The following is a 9,053-nucleotide window of genomic DNA, read 5'->3' as shown; positions in this document are numbered from 1 at the left end:
CACAAGGCGGAGCAACGCCGCATGATGCTGTGCGGGTGGCGCAATCGGGTGCATAGCGTTGTTATGCACAAGCTGAGTGCCAGCGAAGGGAGGGGTGACGGTATTCAAGCGGATTCTGAGAGGTTTACAAGCGGTCAACTGCGGTTGCTAGGTTGACGGCACAATTGTCCCATGTCGCCACCCGGTGCCTCCGTCCGAAAAACTGTCCCGCCTGAGGCCGCGGCCGGGAACACGGCCGCGCCTCAGGCCAAGGCTGAAAAAGCCTCGCCCAAATCACCCGCGCAAAAAGCGCTGGAGAAGCTGGGCCTGCGCCGCGACATCGATCTGGCCTTGCACCTGCCGCTGCGCTACGAGGATGAAACCCGCATCGTGCGGCTGGCGGACGCGCGGGACGGCGAGCTGGTGCAAATCGAAGGCCAGGTGACGCACAGCGAGATCGCCTTTCGCCCGCGCCGACAGCTACGGGTGACGGTAGACGACGGCAGCGATACCTGCGTGCTGCGCTTCATCAATTTTTACCCGGCTCACCAGAAAACGCTGAGCACAGGCGCCCATGTTCGGGTGCGGGGTGAAATCCGCGGCGGCTTTCTCAGCCGTGAAATGATCCACCCCAGCTTCAGGCTGGCCGGCGGCGAGCTGCCCGGCGCGCTGACGCCGGTGTATCCCACCGTGGCCGGACTGCCGCAAACCTACCTGCGCAAAGCTGTGCTCAGTGGTCTGGCGCGGGCTGATCTCCGCGAAACCTTTCCGCCCGAAGTTTTGGGTGGGAACAGGCTGCAGCCCTTATGGAACCTGCGCGAGGCGCTACAGTTTTTGCATCACCCCACGCCAGATGTCTCGCTGGCCACGCTGGAAGACCGCAGCCACCCGGCCTGGCAGCGGCTTAAAGCCGAAGAGCTGCTGGCCCAGCAACTGTCGCAGCTGCAGGCCCGGCGCATACGCGCAGCCATGCGCGCACCTTCGCTGGCAGGCCCACCCATGCGCGGCACGCAGTGCACGCTGCATGACCAATTGCTGGAGCGACTGCCTTTCCGGCTGACCGCCGCCCAGCAGCGCGTGTGCGATGAGATTGAAGCGGACCTGAAAAAAAATATCCCCATGCACCGCCTGTTACAGGGCGACGTGGGCGCCGGCAAAACCGTGGTGGCGGCGCTGGCTGCGGCACGCTGCATGGATGCGGGCTGGCAATGCGCGCTGATGGCGCCTACGGAAATCCTGGCCGAGCAACACTTCCGCAAGCTCATCGGCTGGCTGGAACCGCTGGGCATCAAGACCGCCTGGCTGACCGGCAGCCAGAAGACAAAAGAGCGGCGCGAGATGCTGGCGCTGATCGAGAGCGGGGAGGCGGGCCTGGTCATAGGCACCCACGCCGTGATCCAGGACAAGGTGAAGTTCAAAAACCTGGCGCTCGCCATCATCGACGAGCAGCACCGTTTTGGCGTGGCGCAGCGGCTGGCCTTGCGCATCAAGATGACTGAGGGCGGGCAGGAACCCCATCTTTTGATGATGACCGCCACACCGATTCCGCGCACGCTGGCGATGAGTTATTACGCCGACCTCGACGTCTCCACCATCGACGAGCTGCCACCCGGCCGCACCCCCATTGTGACCAAGGTGGTGAGCGACGCGCGTCGTGATGAAGTGATCGTACGCATACGCGGCCAGTTGGCGGAGGGGCGGCAGATTTACTGGGTCTGCCCACTGATTGAGGAAAGCGAGTCCATCGACCTGGTCAATGCCACGCAAACGCATGAAGCGTTGAGTGCGGCCTTGCCAGGCGTCAGCGTGGGGCTGCTGCATTCGCGCATGCCGGTTGCAGAAAAGAAGGCCGTCATGAGCCAGTTCACCGCCGGGAAAATGGGCGTGCTGGTGAGTACGACGGTGATTGAGGTTGGCGTTGACGTGCCCAATGCTTCGTTGATGGTGATCGAGCATGCCGAGCGCTTCGGCCTGAGCCAGTTGCACCAGTTACGCGGCCGTGTCGGGCGCGGCGCGTCGGCGTCGGCCTGCGTGCTGCTGTATTCGACCGGCGATGCGTCCCGACTCGGCGAGATGGCGCGCGAACGCCTCAAAGCCATGGCGCAAACCAATGACGGCTTCGAGATTGCCCGGCGCGACCTGGAAATCCGCGGGCCCGGCGAGTTCCTGGGAGCGCGGCAATCGGGCGCGCCGCTGCTGCGGTTTGCCGATCTCGAGACCGATGCCGCGCTGCTGGCCTGGGCACGCGAGCGGGCGCCGCTGATGCTGGACCGGCATACGGAACTGGCTCACCGGCACATCCTGCGCTGGCTGGGCGGCAAAGCCGATTACCTGAAGGCCTAAGCAACATCCGGCGATGCAGCGATTGAGAAAAGCAGCACAATAAGCCCATGACGCTGACCGAACTCAAATACATCGTCGCTGTTGCGCGGGAAAAGCATTTCGGCAAGGGCGCCGACGCCTGTCACGTCTCGCAGCCCACGCTCAGCGTGGCTATCAAGAAGCTGGAGGAAGAGCTGCAGGTCAAGCTCTTTGAGCGCAACGCCAACGAAATCACCGTGACGCCTCTGGGCGAAGAAATCGTGCGCCAGGCCCAGAGCGTGCTGGAGCAAGCCGACAACATCCGTGAAATTGCCAAGCGCGGCAAAGACCCGCTGGCCGGTGCGCTGCGGCTGGGCGTGATCTATACGATTGGCCCCTACCTGTTGCCCGATCTGGTGCGCCAGGCGATTGCGCATACGCCGCAGATGCCGCTGATGCTGCAGGAAAACTTCACCGTCAAGTTGCTTGAAGAGTTGCGTACCGGTGAAATTGACTGTGCCATCCTGGCAGAGCCCTTTCCCGACACCAACCTGGCCATCGCGCCGCTGTATGACGAACCCTTCATGGCGGCGGTGCCCAGCGCCCATGCGCTGGCGTCACGCAAGAGCGTGACGGCCGAGGAGCTCAAGAAGGAAACCATGCTGCTGCTGGGTACCGGCCATTGCTTTCGCGACCACGTGCTCGAGGTTTGCCCCGAATTTGCACGCTTTTCCAGCAGCGCCGAAGGCATCAGCAAAAGCTTTGAAGGTTCGTCGCTGGAAACCATCAAGCACATGGTGGCGGCGGGCATGGGCATCACGCTGGTGCCTCGACTGGGCGTGCCCAAGGAGGCTCTGGCAGAGCAGGCCGCAGCTGCCAGGAAGCCCGCCAAGGGAAAAGCCGCCGCAAGCCGCAGCAAGGTGGCGGCAGAGCAACCGTCGTTCATCAAATACCTGCCGTTTGACGGCGATGTGCCGAGCCGGCGCGTGGTGCTGGCCTGGCGCCGCAGCTTCACGCGATACGAGGCTATTGCCGCGCTGCGCAACGCTATTTACGCCTGCGAGCTGCCCGGGGTCATCCGCCTGTCTTGAATCCCGTCTATGACCGGCATTGACGGCGGCTGTTGCGGCCGTCGTCCTGATTTCGTTAAAGTTATCCCTGAATTTTAAAAAAGGAAACACCATGGCCAAGTCTTCCGCCAAACCTGCCAGTAAAGCCGCACCGTCCATCAACATCGGCATCAATGAAAAAGACCGCGCGGCGATCGCCAAGGGCCTGAGCCGCCTGCTGGCCGACACCTACACGTTGTACTTGACTACCCATAACTTCCACTGGAACGTGACGGGGCCGATGTTCAACACGCTGCACCTGATGTTCATGACGCAGTACACCGAATTGTGGGCAGCGGTAGACCCCGTAGCGGAGCGTATCCGCTCCCTGGGCCATCCCGCGCCGGGCTCGTACGCACAGTTCAGCAAACTGGCCTCCATTCCGGACGTACCGGTGGTGCCGCCCAAGGCGCTGGAAATGGTGCGCATCCTGGTGCAGGGCCATGAAGCCGTGGCACGCACGGCGCGCGAGCTGTTTCCATTGGCCGACAAAGCCAGCGACGAGCCGACGGCCGATTTGCTGACACAGCGCCTGACGGTGCATGAGCAGACGGCCTGGATGCTGCGTTCTTTGCTGGAAGACTGACGCGCTCCTCGCTTGTTGAAGCAAAAGCTTGACCTCTACCTTCAACTGATCCGCTGGAATCGCCCGGCGGGTTGGTTGCTGCTGCTGTGGCCCACCCTGTCGGCGCTGTGGGTAGCTTCGCACGGCTTTCCGGGCTCGCATCTGCTGGCCGTGTTTACCTTGGGCACCTTCCTGATGCGCAGCGCGGGTTGTTGTGTCAACGATGTGGCCGACCGCGATTTTGACCGCCACGTCAAACGCACGGCCGAGCGGCCCGTGACCAGCGGCGCCGTCTCCGTCAGAGAGGCGCTGTTGCTGGGTGCAATGCTGGCCCTGTTGGCTTTTGGCCTGGTACTCACCACCAATACCGTCACCATCGCCTGGTCATTTGCCGCGCTGGCGGTCACGCTGGCCTATCCCTTTGCCAAACGTTATGTCTCCATGCCGCAGGCGGTGCTGGGGGTCGCTTTCAGTTTCGGCATTCCGATGGCCTTTGCCGCCGTGCAGTCGCGCGTGCCGATGCTGGCCTGGGTGCTGTTGCTGGGCAACCTGTTCTGGGTGATTGCCTACGACACGGAATACGCCATGGTCGACCGTGACGACGACCTGAAGATCGGCATGAAAACGTCGGCCATCACATTGGGGCGGTTCGATGTGGCGGGTGTCATGCTCAGCTACCTGGTTTTCCTATCGATTTGGGCTGTAGCCCTTATGGATCGTGCGCAACCAGCTATTTATCTGATAGCGATTGGGGTGGCGCTCGGGCAGGCGCTGTGGCACGGCTGGCTGATCCGCAAGCGCGAGCGCGATGACTGTTTCAAGGCATTTCGCCTCAACCATTGGCTGGGTTTTGCGGTATTTGCGGGAATTGCGCTGTCTTACCTGGGCCTTTGAGCCTGCTGCGCCGAAACAGACTGCCACAAAAAAGCCCGCATGCGCGGGCTTTTTTTAATCCTGCCGTTGCCGGATCAAGGGCTCAGCGGAACTTCATCCGGCTAATTACACCGATTTTTTGGCTTTTGCCTTGGCCTTGTGCTTGACCTTGTGTTTGGCTTTTGCCTTGGCTTTGGCGGGAGGGGTTGCTTTTTCAGCAGGTGCGGCAGCGGGAGCTGCTGCGGGTGCGGCGGCCTGGGCAGCTGCTGGCGTGGAGATCACGGCCAGGGGCATGGCGAGGACGGCTGCGCTGATGAGGGTGGACAGTAATTTGTTCATGTGAAGCTCCGGATGTTGGAAAAGTTATGGTGCGGGTGTTGCCGGGTGAACTGTCCACGAAGGATCAGGATAGCCGTGACAGACGCCCTTCTTCAACGTCTTCCATCACAGGGCGGTTGACTTGCCCGGTGGTGGTCACCCGTGCTAATTCCCTGGCCCTGTGCCGCTGCGGCACAAGAATCATTCTGCTATCAAATAGATAGCTGCTTGCGCTCATCCATATTGGATTTCAGGCGGTTTTTTCTAAATCATTTCAGCCCGCGCCAAACTCATCACCTAATTCACCGGCACGTTGCCTTGCTGTGTGGATGGCACGCATGAACTGCATCTTGACGCGGTCCTGCTCCATGGAGGTCAGTGCGGCGTAGGTGGTGCCCCCTTTGGATGTGACCTGGGCACGCAGGGCCTGTGGCGTCTCGTCGGACGCCTGCAGCAGCGCCGAAGCGCCGGCAAAGGTGCCAACGGCAAGCTTGCGTGCCTGTTCGGGCGAAAGGCCCATATCCGTCCCGGCCTCGATCATGGCTTCCACAAAGTAAAAAACGTAGGCCGGGCCGGAGCCCGAAATGGCGGTGACGGCGTCCAGGTGGGCTTCTTCGGTGAGCCACAGGTAGTCCCCTGTGGGCTTGACCACTTTCTCGACGGCCAGCCTGTCGGCATCTGTCACGGCATCCCGCGCAAACAGCGCCGTCATGCCTTTGCCGACCAGCGCCGGCGTGTTGGGCATGGCGCGCACCACGCGTTCGGTGCCCAGCCAGCGCGCGATGCTGCTGGACCGCACACCGGCTGCCACGCTCAGGTGCAGGGCGGCCCTGGTATGAAAGCGTGTTTGCAGCGCTGCGTCCTTGAAAGTCTGCGGCTTTACGGCCCAGACCACCAGGCCGGCGCTGGCCAGTGGAGCGCCCGGTTTTTCATGCACCTGCACGCCGAATTGCCGGGTGAGCTTGTTGCGTTGCTCCTCAAAAGGCTCGACCACCTGGATCTGGCTGGCTGGCATGCCTTGTTTAAGCAGGCCGCCAATGACGGCGCTGGCCATGTTGCCGCCGCCTATGAAGGCGATGTGTTCGTTGCTTGCGCGGGAAGTGGAGGTCATGCGTTGTCAATCCAAAAATTCAAAGGCCAGCCACTGGCTGATTTGCCGGGAGCTGAAATTGTCGTCGCTAATGAAGACCAGGCTGCGATTTCCGTTGGGCAGTACCGGCCCCCAGGCCATGCCCTCCGTATTGTCCAGACGCTCCAGCCGGAGGCCGGGGCCCGGGCCGGTGAAGGCGGAAAAGTCGGCGATCAGTGTTTTGTCGACCGCGCGGTAGGTGCCGGTCTGCAGGACAGGCGTTGCGAGCGTGTCGGATCCCTGCCGCGTGTCGATGAGGTACAGGCGCAGCGAGTTACCTGCTTGCGGGCCCCATCCGGCCATATAGGCCCGCTCCAGCACCAGCATGCGGTCAGCGTCGAGCATCAGGATTTCCACCACGCCATTGTCCGCATGGGTGGCCGGTGGGACAGGTGCGCGCGGAATGGCGTCGGGCACATACGCGATTTGCCGCAATGCTTTCCCGCTGGCAAGGTCAATTTGGGTGAAGCGGCAGGGCCCGGCCTTCGCTTTCACCGTGGGTACGGGTCCATCTTGACGGAAAGCGTTTTCCATGGCGATCCAGGCTGTCTTGTCATCGGGTGTCAGCGCCAGGCCTTCCAGCGCCAGATTGACGCGCGGCCCCCGGATGAGATGAAACTCAAACATGGGCGGCAGCGTAAATTCGCGAACCATCGTGCCGTCAGCCCGGCTTTCGCGCAGCTCCGGCGCCACGCCCGCCAGGGAGTGCCCCTCACTGGTCCACAGCAGCGTCTGGCTGGTGGGGCGCCAGCGAATCGCCTCCGGGTCGGGAATCTGGATGCCCCGCAATACGGCCGCATACGCGTCGCCATCGCCTTCGCGCAGGGTGGTGACGCTCAGCAATTCCGGCTGGCCCAGGCTGTTCATGTCCAGCGCGATGCGTGCGGTGTAAAACCGCGCGGGGTTGATGTTGGAGGCGTCGTCGCTGATCAGGTAATACAGGTTGTTGGCGGCGTCGTAGTCAATGCCTGATAGCCCGCCCACCGTGGTGCCCTGGAATTGCAGGCGGTATGGAATGCGGGATTCACCAATCAGGCGCAGGCGTGTATGAGGCGGCGCGGTGGCTGCAGCTGCCGGCTGCGGTGCCCTGGCGCTGGCCAGACCCAGCACTGCGGCTGCGCTGGCCCCAAGGAGCAGCCGGCGCCTGGAGGGTGCTGTGGCATCTGTGACAGAAGGGTTCATGCAGCCAAGTCTAGCGGCCGCGCTTGTGGGAATTGTGACGGCGGTGACAAGCGCAGGGCGCGCAGGCCGCGCCGGGCATCCGTGCTTACTGCAGGACGGTTTGCCGCACTGCCTGTTCCCACCGCGCCATCAGCTCGGCGGCCCGGTCCGCGCCCAGCGTGGGCAAGAACTTGCGCTCGGCGCGCCACATGCCGGAGAGCTCGTCGGTGCTGCCATAGACACCACTGGAGAGCCCCGCCAGGTAGGCGGCGCCCAGTGCGGTGGTTTCAATCACGGCCGGACGGATCACCGGTATGCCGAGCAGGTCGGCCTGGAACTGCATCAGCAGGTCGTTGACGCAGGCCCCGCCATCGACGCGCAGTTCAGCCACGGGGGCCGCGCCGGCACTGACGGCGTCTCGGCTCATGGCCTGCAAAAGGGCGGCGCTCTGGTAGGCAATGCTTTCGAGCGCAGCGCGCGCAATGTGGGCCACCGTGGTGCCGCGTGTCAGGCCGGTGATGGTTCCACGCGCATCCGGTTTCCAGTAGGGCGCGCCCAGGCCGGTGAAGGCCGGCACCATCATCACGCCACCCGAGTCGGGCACGCTTTCGGCCAACCCCTGCACTTCGGCGCTGCCCTTGATGGCGTGCAGGCCGTCGCGCAGCCACTGCACCACGGCGCCGCCGACGAAGACGCTGCCTTCGATGGCGAACTGGGTTTGGGCTGTTACCTGGGCTGCGCTGGTGGTCAGCAGGCCGTTGCGCGAGGTTTGAAATTGATTGCCCGTGTGCATCAGCATGAAGCAGCCGGTGCCGTAGGTGTTTTTCGCCATGCCGGCCTTGAAGCAGGCCTGGCCGAAGAGCGCGCTTTGCTGGTCGCCGGCGACGCCGCCAATGGCAATGGCGTGACCCAGCAGGTCGGGCTTCACCTCACCGTAATGCGCGCTCGACGGCAACACCTTGGGCATGAGCGAGGCCGGGATGCCCAGCAGCTCCAGCAGTTCGTCGTCCCACTGGTTGGTATGCACATTGAACAGCATGGTGCGGGACGCGTTGCTGACGTCGGTGGCATGCAGCGCGCCGCCGGTGAGCTGCCACATCAGCCAGCTGTCGATGGTGCCAAAGGCCAGCTCGCCGCGCTCGGCTTGCGCACGCGCGCCGGGTACGTTGTCAAGCAGCCATTTGAGTTTGGTGCCGGAGAAGTAGGCGTCGATCAGCAGGCCGGTTTTGGACTGGATCAGCTTTTCCTTGCCCTGCTCGCGCAACGCGGCGCAAGTGGCTTCGGCGCGCCTGTCCTGCCAGACGATGGCGTGGTGAATCGGCTGGCCGGTTTTGCGGTTCCAGACTGCGGTGGTTTCCCGCTGGTTGGTGATGCCCAGTGCGCGGATGTCGCCGGCCTTGATGTTCGCCTTGACCAGCACTTCGCGCGCCGTCGCCAGCTGGGTGCGCCATATCTCATTGAGGTCGTGCTCGACCCAGCCGGGCCTGGGGTAGATTTGCGGCAGCTCTTGCTGAGCCAGGGCCACGATGTGGCCATGTTCGTCAAACACGATGCTGCGGGAGCTGGAGGTTCCCTGGTCGAGTGCGAGAAGGTATGTCATGCGCTGGAGTGTATGAAA

The 9,053-nt window shown here is 63.1% G+C and carries 8 protein-coding genes; 4 read left to right on the top strand and 4 right to left on the bottom strand.

Translation table 11 applies throughout. The features are described 5' to 3' along the window. The first annotated feature begins 171 nt into the window (after window positions 1-171). The 4 genes from recG to ubiA all read left to right on the top strand — a co-directional run bounded on the left by recG (window position 172) and on the right by ubiA (window position 4,848). Window positions 172-2,322 (top strand): ATP-dependent DNA helicase RecG, encoded by a 2,151-nt coding sequence (gene recG / locus AC1D1J_RS18565; RefSeq protein ID WP_477695508.1) that lies wholly within the window; start codon window positions 172-174, stop codon window positions 2,320-2,322. 47 nt (window positions 2,323-2,369) lie between these two features. Further along, on the top strand, window positions 2,370-3,371 hold the full coding sequence (locus AC1D1J_RS18560; protein ID WP_477695507.1) for a LysR substrate-binding domain-containing protein: 1,002 nt from the start codon (window positions 2,370-2,372) through the stop codon (window positions 3,369-3,371). 91 nt (window positions 3,372-3,462) lie between these two features. Then, window positions 3,463-3,975 (top strand): Dps family protein, encoded by a 513-nt coding sequence (locus AC1D1J_RS18555; protein WP_477695506.1) that lies wholly within the window; start codon window positions 3,463-3,465, stop codon window positions 3,973-3,975. A gap of 12 nt (window positions 3,976-3,987) precedes the next feature. Continuing rightward, a complete protein-coding gene (gene ubiA / locus AC1D1J_RS18550; RefSeq protein ID WP_477695505.1) occupies window positions 3,988-4,848 on the top strand; it encodes a 4-hydroxybenzoate octaprenyltransferase in 861 nt (286 codons plus the stop codon). A 105-nt stretch (window positions 4,849-4,953) separates the two neighbouring features. On the opposite strand, the gene AC1D1J_RS18545 is transcribed toward ubiA, so the two are convergent. The 4 genes from AC1D1J_RS18545 to glpK form a co-directional block, all read right to left on the bottom strand. Continuing rightward, window positions 4,954-5,166 (bottom strand): hypothetical protein, encoded by a 213-nt coding sequence (locus AC1D1J_RS18545; protein WP_477687121.1) that lies wholly within the window; start codon window positions 5,164-5,166, stop codon window positions 4,954-4,956. A 253-nt stretch (window positions 5,167-5,419) separates the two neighbouring features. Then, window positions 5,420-6,256: a pyrroline-5-carboxylate reductase gene (gene proC / locus AC1D1J_RS18540; RefSeq protein WP_477687122.1), complete on the bottom strand. Its 837-nt coding sequence runs from the start codon at window positions 6,254-6,256 to the stop codon at window positions 5,420-5,422. 6 nt (window positions 6,257-6,262) lie between these two features. Further along, entirely contained in the window at window positions 6,263-7,456 is a 1,194-nt protein-coding gene (locus AC1D1J_RS18535; protein WP_477695504.1) for an esterase-like activity of phytase family protein, read from the bottom strand. Between the two features lie 85 nt (window positions 7,457-7,541). Then, window positions 7,542-9,035: a glycerol kinase GlpK gene (glpK, locus tag AC1D1J_RS18530; RefSeq protein WP_477695503.1), complete on the bottom strand. Its 1,494-nt coding sequence runs from the start codon at window positions 9,033-9,035 to the stop codon at window positions 7,542-7,544. Window positions 9,036-9,053 lie beyond the last annotated feature (18 nt).

The sequence above is a fragment of the Polaromonas sp. P1_F8 genome, from assembly GCF_056405635.1.
Note: the sequence above shows the minus strand (reverse complement) of the source record. Positions and strands in the feature narration are given on the sequence as shown.

Coding starts and splice junctions, on each gene's coding strand:
- AC1D1J_RS18560 (WP_477695507.1), top strand. CDS start 2,370: ATGACGCTGACCGAACTCAAATACATCGTCGCTGTTGCGCGGGAAAAG.
- recG (WP_477695508.1), top strand. CDS start 172: ATGTCGCCACCCGGTGCCTCCGTCCGAAAAACTGTCCCGCCTGAGGCC.
- AC1D1J_RS18555 (WP_477695506.1), top strand. CDS start 3,463: ATGGCCAAGTCTTCCGCCAAACCTGCCAGTAAAGCCGCACCGTCCATC.
- proC (WP_477687122.1), bottom strand. CDS start 6,256: ATGACCTCCACTTCCCGCGCAAGCAACGAACACATCGCCTTCATAGGC.
- glpK (WP_477695503.1), bottom strand. CDS start 9,035: ATGACATACCTTCTCGCACTCGACCAGGGAACCTCCAGCTCCCGCAGC.
- AC1D1J_RS18545 (WP_477687121.1), bottom strand. CDS start 5,166: ATGAACAAATTACTGTCCACCCTCATCAGCGCAGCCGTCCTCGCCATG.
- AC1D1J_RS18535 (WP_477695504.1), bottom strand. CDS start 7,456: ATGAACCCTTCTGTCACAGATGCCACAGCACCCTCCAGGCGCCGGCTG.